Genomic DNA, 18974 nt, shown 5'->3' on the forward strand with positions numbered 1-18974 from the left:
ACACTCGGCTTTGACCCGCGCGCGACGAGCCGCAGGGGCGCGGCACCGGCCGTGCACCCCGAGGCGAACGAGCCACGTACGACGAGGTGGGGGCACGGCAACGCCATGGCACAGGGCACGGTCCAGGTGACGCACACCGGTACATCGCGGTGGCGGCGCCGCACGGGTGAGTACACATCGCTCGCCGCTGCCCTGGAGGCCGCCGCCGACGGTGACGTCCTCACCGTCGCCCCCGGCACCTACCGGGAGAACCTCGTGATCCAGCGGGCGGTGACGCTGCGCGGCCCCGAGGGCTCGCCCGGCTCGGTGCGGATCGCCCCGGTGGACGGAGTGCCGCTGACCGTGCGCGCCTCGGCCGTGGTGCAGGACCTGCTCGTCGAGGGTCAGGACGCCGCCGCGCCCGCGCTGCTCGTCGAGGAGGGCGCGCCCGAGCTGCGGGACGTGCGGGTCGTCACCCGGTCCGCCGCGGGCGTGGAGGTGCGCGGCGCCGCCCGCCCGACCGTGCGGCGCTGCACCGTGGACAATCCGGCGGGCATCGGCATCGCCGTACTCGACGGCGGGGCCGGGGTGTTCGAGGACTGCGAGGTGGTGGCGGCCGGGCAGTCCGGCGTCACGGTGCGCGGCGGCGCGCACCCCCGGCTGGAGCGCTGCCGGGTGCACCACGCCTCGGGCGTGGGCCTGATGGTGACGGGCGAGAACTCCGCGCTGGAGGCGGTCGGCTGCGAGGTCTACGAGGTGCGGGGCGCCGGTGCCCAGATCACCGCGCGGGCCACGGCACACCTCACCGACTGCGATGTGCACCGCACGGCCTCGGACGGCGTCACGCTCGACACGGACGCCGTGCTCACCCTCGCCGACTGCCGTATCCACGACATCCCGGAGAACGCGGTCGACCTGCGCTCCCGCTCGGTGCTCACGCTGACCCGGACGACGGTGCGGCAGTTCGGGCGCAACGGCCTGTCGGTGTGGGACCCGGGCACCCGGGTGGACGCCAACCAGTGCGAGATCTTCGACAGCACGGGCGACTATCCCGCGGTGTGGGTGAGCGACGGCGCGACCGCCGTGCTCGACTCCTGCCGGGTGCACGACGTGCCGGACGCCCTGTTCGTCCTGGACCGCGGCTCCCGCGCGGACGTGGTGGACAGCGACCTGTCCCAGGTGCGCAACACCGCCGTGTCGGTCAGCGACGGGGCGACCGCACAGCTCGACGACTGCCGCATCCGGGAGGCGGCGACCGGCGCCTGGTTCCGCGACCACGGCAGCGGCGGCACCCTCAACAACTGCACCCTGGACGGCACCCAGACCGGTGTGATCGTCACCAAGGGCGCGGACCCCACCATCGAGCGCTGCACGGTGGACTCCCCCGCCGAGGCGGGCTTCTACGTGTCGGCCGGGGGCCGGGGCAGCTTCCTGGGCTGCCGGGTGACGGGCAGCGGCGGCTACGGCTTCCATGTCATAGACGGCTGCCGGGCAACGCTGCGGAAGTGCCGCACGGAGCGCTGCGCGCGCGGTGGCTACGAGTTCGCGGACGGCGGTCCCGACCAGGGCTCCGGCACGGGACCGATCGTGGAGGACTGCACCAGCGACGAGAGCGGCGGCGGGCTCCGGCCGCCCGCGGCACAGGAGACCGCCGTACAGACGACCAGCCCCTCCCCCGGGCTGCTGGGCGCCATCCCCGGGCAGCGCAGCGGCGAGCAGGAACCGATCGTCGTCGCCGCGGAGCCCGGGCAGCCCGCGCGGAGTTCCCAGGACGTCCTCGGTGAACTCGACGGTCTGGTCGGCCTGGAGAGCGTCAAACGCGAGGTCCGTGCGCTCACCGACATGATCGAGGTGGGCCGACGCCGCCGGGAGGCGGGCCTGAAGGCGGCCTCGGTCAAGCGCCATCTGGTGTTCACGGGCTCCCCGGGCACCGGCAAAACCACCGTGGCCCGGCTCTACGGCGAGATCCTCGCCTCCCTCGGCGTGCTGGAGAAGGGGCATCTCGTCGAGGTGTCCCGGGTCGATCTCGTCGGCGAGCACATCGGGTCCACCGCGATCCGCACCCAGGAGGCGTTCGAGCGGGCGCGCGGCGGTGTGCTGTTCATCGACGAGGCGTACGCGCTCTCGCCGGAGGACGCGGGCCGGGACTTCGGCAAGGAGGCCATCGACACCCTGGTCAAGCTGATGGAGGACCACCGGGACGCGGTGGTGGTGATCGTCGCGGGCTACACGGCGGAGATGGAGCGGTTCCTGGCTGTCAACCCCGGTGTGGCGTCCCGTTTCTCACGGACCATCACCTTCGGTGACTACGGACCGGAGGAACTGCTGCGGATCTTGGAGCAGCAGACCGAGGACCACGAGTACCGACTGGCGCAGGGCACTTCGGAGGCCCTGCTGAAGTACTTCGCGGCCATCCCGAAGGGCGCCGCGTTCGGCAACGGCCGCACTGCCCGGCAGACCTTCGAGGCGATGGTGGAACGGCATGCGAGCCGGGTCGCCCAGCTCCCGGATCCGACCACCGACGACCTGACGCTGCTGTACCCGCAGGACCTGCCGGAACTGCCCTGACCGGCCGTTCCGCCGGAACGGCCGTGACTGGCGCAGCGCGTCCGCGTCGGCTGTCGTGACCGGTCGCGCGGTTCCCGCGGCCCCTCCTCCGCCCGTTTGCCCCTCCCGCTCAGCCGCGGCCGGCCGCAGCGGACTGCACCGGCCCGCTCAGGCCGCCGGTCCGGGGCGCTGGCCCGGTACGTCGGGGCGCAGCCGGGTCAGCAGCCGCTCCCGTTCCTCGGCGAACGCCGGGTCGGCCTGATAGTCGGAGTGGCCCAGGATGGGCGCGGGGAGCGGATGCTGGGGCGTGCGGCCGTAGGCGAGCGGGTCCTTCAGCGGCTCGCGGTCCACGAGCGGGCTGCAGTCACCGGGCAGCCGCACCGGGCCGCCGATGGGATCGGTGAGCCGGTAGAGATTGCGCCAGCAGGCCACCTCGCGGTGCAGTGAGCCGAGTTCGGCGGGACCGAAGTAGGCGGGGAACCAGCGTCCGTACAGGCGCTCCAGCGGAGAACCGTAGGTGAGCAGCGCGACCCGTCCGCGCACGGACGGCGTCAACTGCCAGGCCGCGGCGGCCGCGAGGACGCTGCCCTGGGAGTGGCCGGAGATCACCAGGCGTCCGCCGGTGCTGCGCGTCCAGGTCGCCATCCGCCAGGTCAGGTCGGGCACCGCGCGCTCGGCATAGCACGGGGGCGCGAACGGGTGGGCGGCGCGCGGCCAGAAGGTGCCGACGTCCCAGAGGATGCCGACGGTGCGCCGCGCGGACGCGTCCTTGTAGGCGCGCCGTCCCAGGGCGACGAACAGGACGAAGCCGAGTCCGACCAGCCAGGAGCCCAGGGCCTGCGCGACCTCGGCCCCGCCCTGCACGACGGTGAACGCGTGCCGGGCCGCCCGCACCGGGGTCTGCCCGGTGTTCATGGCACCCACCAAGGCCCCCGCGCCGAGCAGCAGCGTGGTTCCGCAGACGAGGGCGATGAGGAGAGGGGCCCGGTCGGTGAGCGTGGCCATCGCCCGGGTGCGGGCGATACTGCGGGTGCGTGCCGGGTCGGCGGGCTCCTTCGGGTAGTCGGTGTCCACCGCCGCACACTCGGCGCGGCTGAGCCGCAGGGTACGCCAGGCCAGCCAGCCGACCAGCGCGAGCAGCGCCACCAGGAGCGGTGGGATGACGGACGCCTGCCAGGTCAGCAGCACCGGCGGGCCGTCGATGGAGGAGCCGGTGCCGTCCATCCAGTCGGCCACGCGCTGTGCGACGCCGCCCGAGAGCACACCGCCCAGCCCGCAGGCCAGCAGCGCGACCGCGGGTCCGCCGAATCCGCGCATGGCGACCCGCCGTCGGGCCCCGGAGTCCGTCGCGGCGGACGGCCCGGGATCCCGGGGCCCGGAGCGGTACAGCACCTGGGCGACCACACCGATGACGATCACCAGCAGTCCCTGGGCCAGGACGACGCCACCGAAGGTGGTGTCCCCCGACAGCCGTCCCGCCGACTGCCAGCCCGGCCGGGACCAGCCCGCGTACACCAGCGCGAGGAGCAGCAGGACCAGGGTGCCCAGCGGCAGCCGGCGTACCAGGTGCTCGTCGAGTTCCTGGTCCAGGCGGCTCTCGCTGCGGCCCCTGCGGCACACCACCCAGAGCACCGTGGCCGTGGTGGCGCACAGCGCGGCGAGCAGCAGCCAGCCGAGGGTGTCGAGGAGTCCGGAACCGCCGGCCCCGCGGTCGAAGCGCGCGGCCGGGGAGACGACCGCGGCCGTGACCGTGAGCAGGCCCGCGGCGGTGTGCGCGGCGCGCAGCCGGGCCACCAGGCGGCGCCCGTACCAGAAGCCGGGGCGGCCCAGCGCGGTGGGGCCGGTCTGTTCGTCCCGTTCCGGACGGTGGGTCAGCGGCGGCTGGGACTCGTAGGCGCTCCAGGTGCGCCGCGACAGGTACCAGAGCAGCCAGGTCAGGGCGGCAGGCACCGCGGCGGCCAGGGCGAGGCGCCGCCCGGGCGGGCTCCACCAGCCGTCGCCGGAAACCGCGGGTGAGAGAAAGCCCAGCCAGGAGTGGCGCTCGGCGCAGGCGCTGACGCCGGCGCACTGCCAGGCCACCAGGTCCAGGGCGACCTCGCAGGCCGCCGCCACCAGCAGCACCGTGAGCGTGAGTCCCACGAGCCGCACCAGCAGCCCGTACAGCCGCACCGTCCGCCGGTGGCCCGAGGTGGCGGGCCGCATCCAGTGCGCGAGGTTGACGACCATGAAGGGCAGCAGCAGGAGCCACAGGGCGCGGGCGCTGTTGCCCGAGGTCAGGTTGGACCAGACGTACGCCTCGGCGACCGGTCTGTCCCGGTACTCCTCCGGCCGGGCCTCCGCGTCGACGTCGACGGCGCGCCGGAAGACCGCGGCCCGGTCGTCGCCGGTGATCCGTACCGTGCACGGATCGTCGAGCATCTCCTGAGGTGTGGCGCCCCCTACTCCGTGGACCAGGAGTTCCAGGTCGATCGGGGCCTCTTCGGATCGCGTCGCGGGGCTGTCCGCCCCGTCGGCCGCGGTCTCCTGCTGCGCACGCTCCACTGTCCTCGCACTTCCCCCGTGACGGGCCGACGGATGGTCTCCGTGCGGCCTTCAGATTCTCCGCTCCAGGTGTGTTGTACACCTCTCGTCACGGAATCTCCTCGATCCGTGTGACACCCGGCGACACCGATCGTGCCCGAAGGGCATGTGCACGTCGATGCGGGGGACGCAACCGCAAGCTTCCCGTGACAAGATGGGACGTCCGCGCACCGGAAGCACGGCGGAACATCCTGGTCGGAGCGGGTGCGGTGGGCGAGTCGGCGGCTGAGGCGAAAGGACCGGAGCGTACGTGAGTGAGAATCAGAACCTCCTCGCGGAGCAGCGCCGCGCCCTGATCCTGGACGAGGTCCGCCGGCGTGGCGGTGTCCGGGTGAACGAACTGACGCGCAAGCTCGGCGTGTCGGACATGACCGTGCGACGCGACCTGGACGCGCTGGCCCGCCAGGGGGTTCTGGAGAAGGTGCACGGCGGGGCGGTTCCGGTCATCGAGGCGAGCACGCACGAGCCGGGCTTCGAGGCCAAGTCGGCTCTGGAGCTGAGCGCCAAGGAGGACATCGCGCGGGCCGCCGCCGGCTTGGTCAGTCCGGGCACCGCGATCGCCCTGTCCGGTGGCACGACGACCTACGCACTCGCGCACCACCTTCTTGAGGTTCCGGACCTGACGGTGGTGACCAACTCGGTGCGGGTCGCGGACGTCTTCCACGCCGCGCAGCGGACCTCGGGGCAGCGGCAGGGCGCGCCCGTGGTCGTGCTGACCGGCGGGGTGCGCACCCCGTCCGACTCGCTGGTGGGGCCGGTGGCCGACCAGGCGATCGGCACGCTCCACTTCGACCTGCTCTTCCTCGGTGTGCACGGGATATCGGTCGAGGCCGGCCTGTCGACACCGAACCTCGCGGAGGCCGAGACCAACCGCCGGCTGGTGCAGTCTGCGCGGCGCGTGGTGGTGGTCGCGGACCACACCAAGTGGGGGACCGTGGGCCTGAGTTCCTTCGCCACCCTGGATCAGGTCGACACCCTGGTCACCGACGCGGGTCTGCCGGGCGCGGCACGCGCTGAGGTCTCCGAGCATCTGCGGCGACTGGTGGTGGCGGGGGCACCGACCGGGGATACTGCCGACTGACGATCCATCAGTTCGGGTCGGCGGGGCGGCGCCCCGTCTCCCCGGGGGATTTCACGAGGGGGTTGGCAGCCATGGCTCACGGCCTGCGTCCGGTGGGAATCGACTTCGTCGAGACCGCCCCCGTACGCCTGGTGTTCACGCACGAGATCAACGCCGCGCCCGACACCGTCTTCCGGGCGCTCGCCGAGGACGTACCCGGTTGGACCGAGTGGTTCTCGGCGGTGACGTCCGCCCGGCCGACCGCGGGCGGACGGCAGATCCGGCTCAGAGGCGGAACCCGGTTCGAGGAGTCGGTGATCGAGGCCGAGCCCCCCGAGCGGTACGCCTACCGCGTCGACGTGGCGAACGCGCCGGGCGCCCGTGCCTGGATCGAGGAGTGGCGGCTCGCCCCGGCCGGTACCGGCACCCGGGTACGGATGACGTTCGCGCTCGACGGGACGGGGCTCTTCCGCGCCGTCGCCCGTCTCTCGCGCCCCGGCGTCGGCCGCGCGTTCCACGACGCCATGACCGCACTGGACCGGCGCCTCACCGACCGGGACCGGGCAGACCCCGCGTCCGGGTGAGGGCAGAGGCGAGGGCCGGAGCGAAGGCGAGGGCGTCAGAGGATCGGGACGTGGTTGCCGTGGGGCGCGAGCACGACACGGGCGCCCTGGTGTCGAGCGCGGGCCTGCCGTCCTCGCACGCGAGCGGCCGCCTGCGCACCGAAGGGCGTCGCGGGCCCTCGCTGGGCGCCCAGGCTGCTGCGGGGCGCCGCGGCGCGGGCCGCCGCGGGCCGCCCGCAAGCCGTCTCCGGACGCGGAGGATCTCGCGTCTCTCGCGCTTCGTGTCTCTCGCGCCTCCCGTCGCGGGGCTTCGTGGTGCGGGTCAGTCCGGCCATGCTCCCGTCGCCAGCAGCGAGTCGATCGCGGCCGAGTACGGTTCGATGTCCAGGCCCTGCTCCGCAAGCCAGGAGTCCGCGTAGTACTTGTCGAGATAGCGGTCGCCCGGGTCGCACAGCAGGGTGACCACGCTCCCGGAGCGTCCCTCGGCGACCAGCTCCGAGACGATCTTGAGGGCGCTCCACAGGCCGGTGCCGGTGGAACCGCCCGCCTTGCGGCCGATGACCCGTTCCAGGGCCCGTACGGCGGCGACGGCGGCCGCGTCCGGGACCTTCATCATCCGGTCGATGGCGCCGGGTACGAAGCTCGGCTCCATACGCGGGCGGCCGATGCCCTCGATGCGCGAGCCGCAGTCGCAGGTGACGTCCGGATCGCCGGTGGTCCAGCCCTCGAAGAAGCACGAGTTGTCGGGGTCGGCGACACAGATACGGGTGTCGTACTGCATGTAGTGCACATAGCGCGCGATCGTCGCCGAGGTGCCGCCGGTGCCGGCGGTGGCGACGATCCACGCGGGCTCCGGGAACCGTTCCAACTCCAGCTGACGGAAGATCGATTCGGCGATGTTGTTGTTGCCGCGCCAGTCCGTGGCACGCTCGGCGTAGGTGAACTGGTCCATGTAATGGCCGCCGGTCTGCATCGCGAGGCGGGCCGATTCCTCGTACATCTTCCGCGGTTCGTCGACGAAGTGGCACCGCCCGCCGTGGAATTCGATGAGGCGGCACTTCTCGGCGCTGGTTGTGCGGGGCATGACCGCGATGAAGGGCACGCCGATCAGTTTGGCGAAGTACGCCTCGGACACGGCCGTCGAACCACTGGACGCCTCGATCACCGGCCGCCCCGGCCGGATCCAGCCGTTGCACAGGCCGTAGAGGAAGAGCGAGCGCGCGAGCCGGTGTTTGAGACTGCCGGTCGGGTGGGTCGACTCGTCCTTGAGGTAGAGGTCGATGCCCCAGTCCTCGGGCAGCGGAAAGCGCAGCAGGTGGGTGTCGGCGGAGCGGTTGGCGTCGGCCTGGACCTTGCGGACGGCTTCCTTCAGCCAGGCACGGTAGGCGAGGTCGGTGCGGTCGACGTCCAGGGTGACGCCGGTCCGGGTCTGTGGGGTGGTGCTCACGAGGTGACTCCTTACACTCCGCGCCGCCGGCGCCCGCGACGGCCGCCGCTCTGATCATAGGCAGCTTCCACACCGCCTCCCATCTGCATAAACACACCTTTGAGCGGCCCAAAGGCGGCGCTTGGGCGCGGCAAGCGGGGCGCATGGGGGCGCATTCCGTGGAAGCTCCGGACGCGTCTGCGTACGGCACCATGGGTACTGGTGTTCAGAGCCAGGGGCGGGCAGACTGCACCGGGTGCGGGGCGGCGTCCCGCGCGAAGGAGCACACTGGATCACGGAACGAGCCGGGACGGCACCGGGCCCCGCCCCGGCGGGCACCGGTCCGGCGGGCGATATGCGCGAGGGGGGCGGGGCAGGATGGCGGAGCCGGAGTTCACGGCCAAGGGCGTCCGGATAGAGAAGCGGCTGCGTTCGCTGACCAGGGCCGGGCAGGTCCGGATCAGCGACGGCAGGGTCGAGTTGCTCACCAGTTACGGCAGCGAGATAGACAGCGCGCCGGTCCAGGCGGTGCGCGCCTCCAAGCCCTGGTTCGCCCCGGACGACCGGGCCCTGGCGGATCTCAACGGCCAGCGGTACCTGCTGACCCTGGGCGATCACGATCCCGCCCCCGGCCACCCCGGTCCGCCGGCGGCGCGGCGGTTCATCGAGGCGGTGCGCCGGGCAGCGGGGCGCGAGGGCTGAGCTACGGCGAGTTGCGTACGCGTGTGTCCTGAGTCACTCTGGTCTCACGTCACTCTGGGTTTACCGGCGATAACGCTGCGAACCAGCCCGCCGGTCACGACAGCAGGCGGCCGCCCACGCAGGCGCCTTGCTGGATCCGTACTCCGTGTTCTTCCGGACCTCACGTCGGGGAGTCGCAGCCGTGATCAGTCACCCAAGCAGGCACTGCACGGTGGAGCTCCAAGCCCTGCCGTCGCGGATCGGTCAGGTCCGCAGAATCGTATCTGCACATTTGCGCTACTGGCATCTTGACCCGTTGATAGACCGGGCCGCGCTCGGTGTGACCGAGTTGTTGACCAACGTCCACCAGCATGCCCGGCCCGACAAGTCGTGCACCGTGGAGATCGAGCTGCTGCTCGACCGGCTGACGGTGTCGGTGCGCGACCGCGATCCGCGCCTCCCCGTGGCGGCGGACATCAAGGATGTCGCCCCCCTGGACACCCGCGGACGCGGGCTCGCCATGGTGGCGGCCGTGAGCGAGAGTTGGGGCGCGCGCCCGGACGGGGACGAGGGAAAAGTCGTGTGGTTCACGTTGCCCGCGCGGGTGGAGGCGAAGCCGCAGCGCGGCCGAGCGCCACAGCGCACGCCCGCGGAGCAGCCAACCCCCCGGTTCCCGGAGGTCGAACCCGTAGCCTGCGTGCCCGCCGTGGCACACGCTCCCGCCCGGTCGGCCGTTGTCGGCTGACCGGGCGGTGACCCTCCCCTCCCCGGTGGCCCGTGGGCGGTGGTCCCCAGAACGTCCTGGCGGGCCGCCCGCCGGCCCGGACGCGGTCCTGCGCGGGGGTTCCCCCGCCGGGCCGGACGCGGTTCTGCGCGGGGTCCCCTGCCGGGCCGGATGCGGTTCTGCGCGGGGTCCCCTGCCGGGCCGGATGCGGTTCTGCGCGGGGTCCGGACCGGATCTCTTGTTACCGTCGCGGGGCTCGGCGCATGCTGGCCTTCCGTGACGGGGCCGGCGCGTTCTACTCGTCCGCAACGGGGCTCGGCACGTCCTGGCCGTCCGTCACGACGGCCTCGTCGTCGACCCGTCCGGTGTGACCGACCGTCATCGGTGCGGCCGGCGCCGCCCTCGCGGTCGGAGCGACCGTGGAGAGCCATCCGTCCACCGTGCGCAGCGATCCATGAACTGGTCCGACTGGCCTTACCGGTCTGGGCGTTGGGCCGGTCCTCTCAGTGGCGGTCCGGTGACGTGGCACGGCCCGGGTGTCGGCGGTCCTGCCGTCTGCGAGCCGAGGGCGGGCCCGATCCAGGTGTCGGCGGTCCTGCCGGCGGCAGGCCGATGACGTGCACGGTCCGGGTGTCGGCAGTCCTACCCTCGGCAGGCCGATGACGTATGCCCGTGTGGTGCCCATGGCCCGACGGCGGAGGTCCGTACGCCGGGCCCGGCGGTCACGCCGCGCCGGTCTTGTCCACGCGGCCGAACCGCTCGTCCAGGACGGAGAGCCGACGCCAGTACTCGTCCTCGTCGATCTCGCCGGTGGCGAACCGCCTGCCCACGATCGCGATCGGTGAGTCGCCCCCGGGACGCCCGGCGGGCTCCGGCCACCAGGGCGCGCCGCGCCCGCGCCGGACCGTGCGGCGCACGACGGTGCCGACGCCGATCGCGACGGCCGCCCAGAACAGGGGGAAGAACAGGATCCACGGGCCGGGACCGCCGTCCCAGTTCGCCAGGGTCTCCATCACAGGTCATCTCCTCCGCAGAAGCACGTGTCAGGTGATGTTCCGAGACTGGCTCGTGGAAGGGGTCCGGGTCGTCGTACCGCCAGCGGCAGTGCGCATACCTCCCGGGGAGTACGCGAACGCGGGGCGACTCCTCACCGGTGAGTTGTCCGAACGGGCGGTTGACGCCACGACGGGTGACTGGCCTCCCGGCGGCGGAGCGGCATCCGAACGAGTGAGGGCCATCGGGCGGTGACGTATGCAGCAGCTCATCGGCCTGGCGTTCACCGCGAAGTTCGGCGCGGCGGCTCCCGAATCGGAACGAGGTGGGAGGTACGGATCCCGGCCGGGCGTCGGCGGTGGCTGCGCCGCGCGGCTTGAGGAACGGGCGCGTCAGACCATCAGCCCGTGGCCGTCAGGCAGTCAAGGGGAGCGCCGTGAGCGGATCGTCGAGGACCGGTTGCCAGGCCAGTTCCGCCGCGCCGACGAGGCTGTTGTGGTCGAGGGTGCAGGGGAGGATCGGGACGCCTCCGCTCTGGCCCCACAGGCTCCGGTCGGCGACCACCGCGTGCAACCGGTCGGGATCGGCGTCCAGCAGGGTGCGGTGGAGGCCGCCGAGGATGATCCGGTCGGGGTTGAGGATGTTGACCAGGCCCGCGAGGCCCAGCCCCAGACGGTCGATCAGGGCTTCGGCCGCCCTGCGGACCATCGGGTCGGCGTAGTCGTTGCGGACGAGGTCGTCGGCCTGCTGGAGCAGGGACACCTCCGGGCCGGGGGTACGGCCCGCCTCGACGAGCAGGGCCAGCGGATCCGCCTCGACGTCGAGGCAGCCGCGGCTGCCGCAGTGGCAGGGGCGGCCCTCCGGATTCACCGTGAGGTGGCCGACCTCCAGTGCCAGACCCGAACTGCCCGTGTGCAGGCGTCCGTCGAGGACCAGCGCACCGCCCACCCCTCGGTGGCCGGTGGCCACGCACAGCAGGTCACGGGCGCCGCGGCCCGCGCCGTGCCGGTGCTCGGCGAGCGCGGCGAGGTTGACGTCGTTGCCCGCGAACGCCGGGCCGGTGATCCCCGCGGCGCGCACGCACTCCGCGAAGATCCGCCGGACCGGCGCGCCCACCGGCCAGGCGAGGTGGAGGGGGTTGAGAGCGAGGCCGTCCGGTTCGGCCACCGCCGACGGCACGGCCAGCCCGGCGCCGACACAGCGGCGGCCCGTCGCACGGAGCAGTTCGGCGCCGGCCTCGACCACCGAGCCGAGCACCTTCGCCGGGTCGGCGTCGATGGTCTCACAGCCGGGCGCGGTGGCCACGATACGGCCGCCGAGACCGACCAGGGCCGCCCGGAAGCCGTCGGCGTGCACCTGCGCGGCGAGCGCCACGGGTCCGTCCTCGGCGACCGCGAGCCGGTGCGAGGGGCGGCCCTGGGAACCGGCCGCCGCGGCCGGGCGGGCGTCGACCCGGATCAGGCCCAGCGCCTCCAGTTCGGCGGCCACTGCGCCGGCGGTCGCCCGGGTCACGCCCAGTTCGGTGGTGAGCACGGCCCGGGTCGGGGCCCGTCCCGTGTGCACGAGCTCCAACGCGGGCCCGAGCGCCGCGCGCCCCCGGTCCAGCCGCGTCCTTGAGGTGGTCCCATCCCCCGCCGCCCGGGGGTCCGCCTTGCCGCTCATGGGGCCGAGTCTCCCATGATCCCCACCCGGTGCGACCGGCACTGCGATCGGGCGGTCCGCCTGGAGGGCGGTGCCGCGGCGCCGGCCGTCCGCCGTGGCACCGTAGCCCGGTCGTCCCCGGGTTGTCGGCTCAGACCGACTAGCAGCCGCTCACCCGCAGCGTGATGTTCAGCCGCCCGGTGAGCCCCAGCCCGGGTGGTGCCGTACCCGGGTGTATGCGCGGCACCCCGTGGTGGGCGAGCCGGGAGGCGCCGCCGAAGACGAACAGGTCCCCGCTGCGCAGTTCGACGTCCGTGTACGGCCTGCCGCGGGTCTCGGTGTTGCCGAAGCGGAAGACGCAGGTGTCACCGAAGCTCAGCGACACCACCGGTGCGTCGGACCGCTCGTCCGCGTCGCGGTGCATGCCCATGTGGGCGTCGCCGTCGTAGAAGTTGATCAGTGCGATGTCGTACGGCTCCGGTGCGACCGCCGCCGGGCCGAGTACGTCGGCCACCGCCCGGCGGCCCAGCTCGCCCAGCCATTCGGGGAAGGGCTTCACCGGCACACCGTCGCCGTCGACGACGGTGCGCGCGTAGGCGTACGGGTACCAGTGCCAGCCGAGGCACACCTGGCGCGCGCTCATGGTGCCGCCACCGGGTGTGCGGACGGTACGCAGTCCGGCGGGCGGGCGCGCCCACTCGCGGCAGGCAGCCAGCAGTTCGTGCTGGACACCGGCGTCCAGCCAGTCGGGCACCTGCACGGCTCCCGGCGCGATCTCGGCCCGTGCTCTGGGAAACAGCTCCGCCGTCATGGACCCCATCCTGCCCGACCGGCCCTGAACTGCGGTTCCGCTAGCCTGGACGCACGATGGACGACCGTATGACCACCCCGTGGGGCACGTTCGAGCTGTCCCGGTTCCCCGACGATCCGCGTGACCGGCTGCGTGCCTGGGACGCCTCCGACACCTATCTGCTGCGGCAGCTGGCCGAGCGGGAGGTCCCGCTGTCCGGCCAGGTCGTGGTCGTCGGGGACCGGTGGGGCGCGCTGACCACGGCGCTGGCCGAGCACCGGCCGGTGCAGATCACCGACTCCTTCCTCAGTCAGGAGGCGTCCCGGGCCAATCTCGCGCGGGCCGGTGCGGAGCCCGGTGCCGTACGCCTGCTCACCACGCAGGACCCGCCGCCCGAGCGGATCGACGTGCTGCTCGTCCGCGTGCCGAAAAGTCTCGCGCTGCTGGAGGACCAGTTGCTCCGGCTGGCGCCCGCCGTGCACTCGGGCACGGTCGTCGTCGGCACCGGCATGGTGAAGGAGATCCACACCTCGACGCTTCGGCTCTTCGAGCGGATCCTCGGCCCGACGCGGACCTCGCAGGCTGAGCAGAAAGCACGGCTGATCCTGTGCACGCCGGACCCGTCCCTGATCCGCCCGGCGAACCCATGGCCGTACAGCTATGCGCTCCCCGACGGCATCGGTCCGGCCTCCGGGCACACCGTCGTCAACCATGCGGGGGTGTTCTGCGCCGATCGGCTGGACATCGGCACCAGGTTCTTCCTGCGGCACCTGCCCGACGGCCTGGGCAGTCGCAGGATCGTGGACCTGGGCTGCGGCAACGGCGTCGTCGGGACGGCGGTGGCGCTGGCCAATCCGGAGACCGAGGTGCTGTTCATGGACGAGTCGTTCCAGGCGGTGGCCTCGGCGGAGGCGACCTACAAGGCCAACGGGGTACCGGGGCACGCCGAATTCCGGGTCGGTGACGGGCTGGCCGGGGTGGCGGCGGGCAGTGTGGACGTCGTCCTCACCAATCCGCCGTTCCACTCCCATCAGGCGCTCACGGACGCGACCGCGTGGCGGATGTTCACCGGAGCGCGGCGCACGCTGCGGCCGGGTGGCGAGCTGTGGGTGATCGGCAACCGGCACCTGGGCTACCACGTGAAGCTGCGCCGCCTGTTCGGCAACAGCCGGCTGATCGCCGGTGATCCGAAGTTCGTGGTGCTCAAGGCCGTCAAGAAGTAGGCGCGGCACGGTCCACTCGCCGAGGGGCACGGTGTGGGGTGGGCGTGCACGGCGGCACGTCATCGCGGCCCCGGTCGGCCGAGGGCGCGGACGGTCCGCGTCACCTCGCGGGCCATGGCCTCCCGGCCGACGCCGAGGTACGTGCGGGAGTCGACGGCTGCGGGGTGGGCGCCGAGGAAGTCACGTATCGCGCCGGTCATCGCCACGTTGAGGGCGGTGCCGACGTTGACCTTCGCGATGCCCCCGGCGACGGCCGCGCGCAGTTCGTCGTCCGGCAGCCCGGAGGAGCCGTGCAGGACGAGGGGGACGGGCACGGCGACGGCGAGCCGCCCCAGCAGGCCGTGGTCGAGGGTGGCGGTACGGGTGGTCATGGCGTGGACGCTGCCTATGGCGACGGCCAGGGCGTCGACCCCGGTCTCGGCGACGAAGGCACGCGCCTCGTCGGGATCGGTGCGGACGCCGGGCGCGTGCGCGTCCAGCGGCGCCCGGCGGCCTGGCACCGCCTTGCCGCCGACCTCGCCCAGTTCGGCCTCGATCCAGAGCCCCCGGGCGTGTGCCCAGTCGACGGCGGCCCTGGTCGCGGCGACGTTCTCGGCGTACGGCAGGCGTGCCGCGTCGTACATCACGGAGCCGAACCCGGCGTCGGGCGTCTGACGCAGCAGGTCGTCGCTCTGCACATGGTCGAGGTGCAGGGCGACGGGTACGGCGGCCCGTTCGGCGGCGACGACCGTCGCGCCGGCCAGCGGAAGCAGCCGTCCGTGGCGGAACTTGACCACGTTCTCACTGACTTGGAGGATCACCGGCACGCCGGCGGCCTCGGCGCCGGCGACGACTGCCTCCACGTGCTCCAGGGTGATGACGTTGAACGCGGCGACGGCTGAGGCTGTTCCGACGGCGCGGGCGACCAGGTCGCCGGTGGCTGCGAGCGGCACGGCTGCTCCTTCCGGCGCGCGGGTCAGGGGGCGAGGATCACTGAGCGGGTGAGGTGACGCGGCCGGTCGGGATCGAGGCCCTTGCGGGCAGCGACGGCCACCGCGAGCCGCTGGGCACGGACGAGTTCGGCCAGCGGGTCGAGCGTGCCTTCGATCCACCGGCCACCCGTCCCCCGCACCTGTTCGGCGAGTCCATCGGGTGCCTGGCCGAACATCCAGGCCACTGTGGTGCCGGTGGTGATGCTGATGGGGCCGTGCCGGTACTCCATCGCCGGGTATGCCTCGGTCCAGGACAGCGCGGCCTCGCGCATCTTCAGCCCGGCCTCGCTCGCGAGGCCGACGGTCCAGCCCCGGCCGAGGAAGGTGAACTGCGTGCAGTCGACGAGCCCGTCGGGCAGCGGGGCGGACACCGCCGTACGACCGTCGGCGACCACGGTGTCGGTGTGCAGGCCCAGGTGAGCGCGGAGCAGGGTGAGCGCGGTGGTGGCGAACCGGGTCTGCGCGACGGAGCGCTCGTCCGCGAAGTCCAGGACCACGACGTCGTCGGCGGCCGTGCGCACCGGTGTGTCCGGGTCCGCCGTGACGGCGGTGGTGCGCGTGCCGCCGCGCAACCGGGCGAGCAGGTCCAGCACTTCGGTGGTGGTGCCGGAGCGAGTGAGGGCGACGACCCGGTCGTACCCACGCCCGGACGGGAACTCCGATGCGGGGAAGGCGTCCGTCTCGCCCTGGTCCGCGCCCTCGCGCAGGGCGGCGGCGGCCTGCGCCATGAAGTACGAGGTGCCGCAGCCGACGATCGCGACCCGCTCCCCCGCACCCGGCAGCGCCCCGCCGTGCCGCGGTGCCTCCTCCGCCACCCGGGACCAGCACTCGGGCTGGCTGTTCAGCTCGTCCTCGACATGAGTCATGCCGCACCCCTCCCGTCGCCCTGCCTTGCTTGTTCCTGCAAGATATCGCGGCCTTTCAAGCACAATCAATCATTCGAACGGGTGAAGTGTGCGCTAGGGTCGCGTGAGTACGCAGGACAGGACGGCGGAACGGAGGCTGCGGATGTCGCGCGACGCCCGCTGGAAGTCGCTGCTGGAACTGCTCGTCGAGCGCGGCCGGCTGGACGTGGAGGAGGTGGCGTCCGAACTGGAGGTCTCTGCCGCCACCATCCGGCGTGACTTCGACCAGCTCGCCGAGCAGCAGATGCTGGTGCGCACCCGGGGCGGTGCGGTGGTGCACGGCGTCTCGTACGAACTGCCGCTGCGCTACAAGACCGCCCGCCGCGCGTCCGAGAAGCAGCGCATCGCCAAGGCGGTGGCCAGGCTCGTCGCGCCGGGCGAGGCAGTGGGTCTGACCGGCGGCACGACCACGACGGAGGTGGCCCGCGCCCTGGCCGAGCGGGCCGACCTCGCCGCGGGCTCACCGGCGCTGACAGTGGTCACCAACGCGCTCAACATCGCCAACGAGCTGGCCGTGCGGCCCCAGTTCAAGATCGTGGTGACCGGTGGGGTCGCGCGTCCGCAGTCGTACGAGCTGATCGGACCGCTCGCGGACGGGGTGCTCGGTCAGATCACCTTGGACGTGGCGGTGCTCGGGGTGGTCGGCTTCGACGTGGAGCACGGCGCCGCGGCGCACGACGAGGCGGAGGCGGCCGTCAACCGGCTGTTGTGCGAACGAGCCGAACGGGTAGTCGTCGCCGCCGACTCCAGCAAACTGGGGCAGCGGGCGTTCGCCCGGATCTGCGCGACCGAGGACGTGGACACGCTGGTCACGGACGCGTCGGTGGCACCACGGACGGCACACCGGTTCGAGGAGGCGGGAATCCAGGTCCTGGCGGTGTGAAGTGCGGTGCGCGGCCACCGGGTTCGGGCCGGCTGTGCCGGGCGGGCGGCAGCGGGCGGACGAGCGGCGTTGGGGGCAGGCGCGGTTCGGCGGTACGGGGGCGCAGTTGGGCGGTACGGGAACGCGGTTGGGCGGTGCGGGGCACGTGTCCGGTGAACGGGGCGCAGCAGCACAGGGCCGGACGAGCTGGGCGCGGCACCGGGCCGAGCGAGCGGCAAAGGCCCGACGCGGGCGAGCGGTCGGGGCGCGATGCAGGGTGGACCGCGCGCGGCGCAGGGCCGCGTGAGTGGCAAGGGCCTGGCGCGAGTGGGCGGTCCGGGCGCGATGCGGGTGAGCCACGGGGCCGACGCCCTGCCCGATGGGCTGCGGGACGAGGCGCGGGGGGTCCGCCGTGTCAGATCGCGGGGAGCGTCCGCTGCGTCAGATGCCGCCGGGATCGGCCCGTAAGAACCCCACGCTCCGCTGGTCGTTGCAGCCGAGCGAAGGCCGGCCGACGGGGTCCGGCCATGCCGACTGCGCCTGGAGCGCGACGCTCACCAGTGTCAACAACAGATCGACGTCGCTCGTGGCGTCGAGATGGATCGTCACCCACTTCGAGCCGGGCACGATGCGGATCGCCCCGGTGCTCCTGAGGTCGCCGGCGAACCGCCGGATGGCACGGTCCGTCAGCAGCAGGTCGACATCCCGGTCCGAGTGGAAGTGGACGATCTCACCCTGTGCCGAACGGAGTGCCTGTCCCTGGCCGCAGCTTGGCACGGACCTTTTCAGATCTGGCCAGGTCGCCAGTTGCGCGAGTGCGCGCGAGGCCAACGTCATGGGGACATCATGGACTGCTCACCGCCGCGCAACCACCACGTGCGTAAGCATTAACCATCCTGTAGCCAAGACGCCGAACACCCGCCCGATCAGCGATCATGTCTACGGTACTTACGGACCCGCCTTGGCGCAGGCCGAACGCCGGAGAGCGCCCCCCGAACCGGGTGGGCGGGATCCCGATCGGGAGGAGAGGCACCGTGGCAGAGGAGACGGGGGCGACCGCGGATCCGACGGCGGTCCGGGTCGCCCTGTGGCGAGCCCTGCACGTCCTGGCCGATCCGCCGCCGTACGTGCTGGACGACGAGATCGGCCTGCGGCTGGCGGACCCGGACGAGAACTGGCGCGCACGCCCGGACGTGGACCCGCAGGAGACCCTGGTCATGCGTGCGTCGATCATGGCCCGGGCCCGCTTCGTCGAGGATCTGGTGGCCGAACGCGCCGCCCGAGTCGGGCAGTTCGTGCTCCTCGGCGCCGGACTCGACTCGTTCGCACAGCGCAGACCGGATGTCGCCGCGGGCCTGAAAATCTACGAGGTCGACCAGCCCGGCCCGCAGGACTGGAAGCGGCGGCGTCTGGTCGAGCTGGAGTACGGCATTCCCGAGTGGCTGCGGCTCGTGCCGGTCGACTTCGAGACGCAGTCGTGGTGGGAGCGGCTGCTGGCCGCGGCGGGATTCGCGGCCGACCGGCCCGCCGTGGTGGCGTCCACCGGCGTCACCATGTACCTCACCCGGGACGCCGTCGTCGCGATGCTGCGGCAGGCCGCCGCGCTGGCGCCCGGCTCCACGCTGGTCACCACGTTCATGCCGACGCTGGAACGGGTCGAATCGGCGGATCGCGCCCTGCGCCGCGAGAGGGAACGCCGGGCCGCCTCCTCCGGGACGCCCTTCATCACCTTCTTCGCTCCGGAGGACCTCGTCGCCCTGGCCCGCGACGCGGGCTTCAGCCAGGCCCGGCACGTTCCGGCGGCTGAGCCGGCCGCACGCTACTTCGCCGGCCGGACCGACGGTCTGCGGCCGTCCGGTGGGGAGGAACTGCTGGTGGCGACGGTCTGACGACCGGCACGGGGATGCGACGGCGGCCGCAGCGGGCCACGACTGCGGGGCAGTCCGGACACGGAAACTCAAGACTCTGGCGGTCAGGCAGACGGGCGCTCGGGCACCGATGACCGTGGCGGCCGGGCCAGGTCCGTCCG

Annotated in this window: 17 protein-coding genes; 8 read left to right on the plus strand and 9 right to left on the minus strand. The window is 72.9% G+C overall.

Annotated elements, in window-relative coordinates; translation table 11 throughout:
* Window positions 1-105: 105 nt before the first annotated feature.
* A complete protein-coding gene (locus ACFY2B_RS06605; RefSeq protein ID WP_390762039.1) occupies window positions 106-2547 on the plus strand; it encodes a right-handed parallel beta-helix repeat-containing protein in 2442 nt (813 codons plus the stop codon).
* Window positions 2548-2694: 147 nt separating this feature from the next.
* Here the strand turns inward: ACFY2B_RS06605 and ACFY2B_RS06610 are convergent, their stop codons facing one another.
* The gene (locus ACFY2B_RS06610) at window positions 2695-5067 is read right to left on the minus strand and encodes a hypothetical protein (RefSeq protein WP_390762040.1); all 2373 of its coding nucleotides are present in this window, start codon (window positions 5065-5067) and stop codon (window positions 2695-2697) included.
* 289 nt (window positions 5068-5356) lie between these two features.
* On the opposite strand from ACFY2B_RS06610, the gene ACFY2B_RS06615 reads away from it, so the two are divergent.
* Window positions 5357-6187, plus strand: a complete 831-nt coding sequence (locus ACFY2B_RS06615; protein WP_390762041.1) for a DeoR/GlpR family DNA-binding transcription regulator — start codon at window positions 5357-5359, stop codon at window positions 6185-6187.
* 71 nt (window positions 6188-6258) lie between these two features.
* Entirely contained in the window at window positions 6259-6750 is a 492-nt protein-coding gene (locus tag ACFY2B_RS06620; RefSeq protein ID WP_390762042.1) for an SRPBCC family protein, read from the plus strand.
* Window positions 6751-7051: 301 nt separating this feature from the next.
* On the opposite strand, the gene ACFY2B_RS06625 is transcribed toward ACFY2B_RS06620, so the two are convergent.
* Window positions 7052-8176, minus strand: coding sequence for a PLP-dependent cysteine synthase family protein (locus ACFY2B_RS06625; RefSeq protein ID WP_390762043.1), 1125 nt, complete (start codon window positions 8174-8176; stop codon window positions 7052-7054).
* 357 nt (window positions 8177-8533) lie between these two features.
* Here ACFY2B_RS06625 and ACFY2B_RS06630 point away from each other — a divergent pair, with 357 nt between their 5' ends.
* A complete protein-coding gene (locus ACFY2B_RS06630) occupies window positions 8534-8857 on the plus strand; it encodes a hypothetical protein (RefSeq protein WP_390762044.1) in 324 nt (107 codons plus the stop codon).
* A gap of 181 nt (window positions 8858-9038) precedes the next feature.
* Window positions 9039-9581, plus strand: a complete 543-nt coding sequence (locus ACFY2B_RS06635; RefSeq protein ID WP_390762045.1) for an ATP-binding protein — start codon at window positions 9039-9041, stop codon at window positions 9579-9581.
* A 274-nt stretch (window positions 9582-9855) separates the two neighbouring features.
* On the opposite strand, the gene ACFY2B_RS06640 is transcribed toward ACFY2B_RS06635, so the two are convergent.
* The 4 genes from ACFY2B_RS06640 to ACFY2B_RS06655 form a co-directional block, all read right to left on the minus strand.
* The gene (locus ACFY2B_RS06640; RefSeq protein ID WP_390762046.1) at window positions 9856-9999 is read right to left on the minus strand and encodes a hypothetical protein; all 144 of its coding nucleotides are present in this window, start codon (window positions 9997-9999) and stop codon (window positions 9856-9858) included.
* Between the two features lie 283 nt (window positions 10000-10282).
* Complete coding sequence (locus ACFY2B_RS06645) at window positions 10283-10573, minus strand: SHOCT domain-containing protein (RefSeq protein WP_390762047.1); 291 nt, start codon at window positions 10571-10573, stop codon at window positions 10283-10285.
* 394 nt (window positions 10574-10967) lie between these two features.
* A complete protein-coding gene (locus ACFY2B_RS06650; RefSeq protein ID WP_390762048.1) occupies window positions 10968-12215 on the minus strand; it encodes an ROK family protein in 1248 nt (415 codons plus the stop codon).
* A gap of 139 nt (window positions 12216-12354) precedes the next feature.
* Window positions 12355-13005 carry an alpha-ketoglutarate-dependent dioxygenase AlkB family protein gene (locus ACFY2B_RS06655; protein WP_390762049.1) on the minus strand — a complete coding sequence of 217 codons (651 nt, stop codon included), beginning with the start codon at window positions 13003-13005 and terminating at the stop codon, window positions 12355-12357.
* Between the two features lie 68 nt (window positions 13006-13073).
* On the opposite strand from ACFY2B_RS06655, the gene ACFY2B_RS06660 reads away from it, so the two are divergent.
* On the plus strand, window positions 13074-14207 hold the full coding sequence (locus ACFY2B_RS06660) for a methyltransferase (RefSeq protein WP_390762344.1): 1134 nt from the start codon (window positions 13074-13076) through the stop codon (window positions 14205-14207).
* 59 nt (window positions 14208-14266) lie between these two features.
* On the opposite strand, the gene ACFY2B_RS06665 is transcribed toward ACFY2B_RS06660, so the two are convergent.
* Both ACFY2B_RS06665 and ACFY2B_RS06670 read right to left on the minus strand, forming a co-directional pair.
* Window positions 14267-15139: a ketose-bisphosphate aldolase gene (locus tag ACFY2B_RS06665; RefSeq protein WP_390762050.1), complete on the minus strand. Its 873-nt coding sequence runs from the start codon at window positions 15137-15139 to the stop codon at window positions 14267-14269.
* A 23-nt stretch (window positions 15140-15162) separates the two neighbouring features.
* Window positions 15163-16044, minus strand: coding sequence for an SIS domain-containing protein (locus ACFY2B_RS06670; RefSeq protein WP_390762051.1), 882 nt, complete (start codon window positions 16042-16044; stop codon window positions 15163-15165).
* Between the two features lie 142 nt (window positions 16045-16186).
* Here ACFY2B_RS06670 and ACFY2B_RS06675 point away from each other — a divergent pair, with 142 nt between their 5' ends.
* A complete protein-coding gene (locus tag ACFY2B_RS06675) occupies window positions 16187-16966 on the plus strand; it encodes a DeoR/GlpR family DNA-binding transcription regulator (protein WP_390762052.1) in 780 nt (259 codons plus the stop codon).
* Window positions 16967-17386: 420 nt separating this feature from the next.
* On the opposite strand, the gene ACFY2B_RS06680 is transcribed toward ACFY2B_RS06675, so the two are convergent.
* Complete coding sequence (locus ACFY2B_RS06680) at window positions 17387-17782, minus strand: luciferase family protein (protein ID WP_390762053.1); 396 nt, start codon at window positions 17780-17782, stop codon at window positions 17387-17389.
* A 197-nt stretch (window positions 17783-17979) separates the two neighbouring features.
* On the opposite strand from ACFY2B_RS06680, the gene ACFY2B_RS06685 reads away from it, so the two are divergent.
* Entirely contained in the window at window positions 17980-18834 is an 855-nt protein-coding gene (locus ACFY2B_RS06685; RefSeq protein WP_390762054.1) for a class I SAM-dependent methyltransferase, read from the plus strand.
* Window positions 18835-18974 lie beyond the last annotated feature (140 nt).

Source organism: Streptomyces sp. NPDC001270 (assembly GCF_042896695.1).
In the GTDB taxonomy this organism is placed as follows: domain Bacteria; phylum Actinomycetota; class Actinomycetes; order Streptomycetales; family Streptomycetaceae; genus Streptomyces.

What these genes read in the sequence shown, in the direction of transcription:
- ACFY2B_RS06605 (WP_390762039.1), top strand. Translation starts at nt 106, where the DNA reads ATGGCACAGGGCACGGTCCAGGTGACGCACACCGGTACATCGCGGTGG.
- ACFY2B_RS06620 (WP_390762042.1), top strand. Translation starts at nt 6,259, where the DNA reads ATGGCTCACGGCCTGCGTCCGGTGGGAATCGACTTCGTCGAGACCGCC.
- ACFY2B_RS06630 (WP_390762044.1), top strand. Translation starts at nt 8,534, where the DNA reads ATGGCGGAGCCGGAGTTCACGGCCAAGGGCGTCCGGATAGAGAAGCGG.
- ACFY2B_RS06645 (WP_390762047.1), bottom strand. Translation starts at nt 10,573, where the DNA reads ATGGAGACCCTGGCGAACTGGGACGGCGGTCCCGGCCCGTGGATCCTG.
- ACFY2B_RS06650 (WP_390762048.1), bottom strand. Translation starts at nt 12,215, where the DNA reads ATGAGCGGCAAGGCGGACCCCCGGGCGGCGGGGGATGGGACCACCTCA.
- ACFY2B_RS06655 (WP_390762049.1), bottom strand. Translation starts at nt 13,005, where the DNA reads ATGACGGCGGAGCTGTTTCCCAGAGCACGGGCCGAGATCGCGCCGGGA.
- ACFY2B_RS06660 (WP_390762344.1), top strand. Translation starts at nt 13,074, where the DNA reads ATGACCACCCCGTGGGGCACGTTCGAGCTGTCCCGGTTCCCCGACGAT.
- ACFY2B_RS06670 (WP_390762051.1), bottom strand. Translation starts at nt 16,044, where the DNA reads ATGACTCATGTCGAGGACGAGCTGAACAGCCAGCCCGAGTGCTGGTCC.
- ACFY2B_RS06675 (WP_390762052.1), top strand. Translation starts at nt 16,187, where the DNA reads ATGTCGCGCGACGCCCGCTGGAAGTCGCTGCTGGAACTGCTCGTCGAG.
- ACFY2B_RS06680 (WP_390762053.1), bottom strand. Translation starts at nt 17,782, where the DNA reads ATGACGTTGGCCTCGCGCGCACTCGCGCAACTGGCGACCTGGCCAGAT.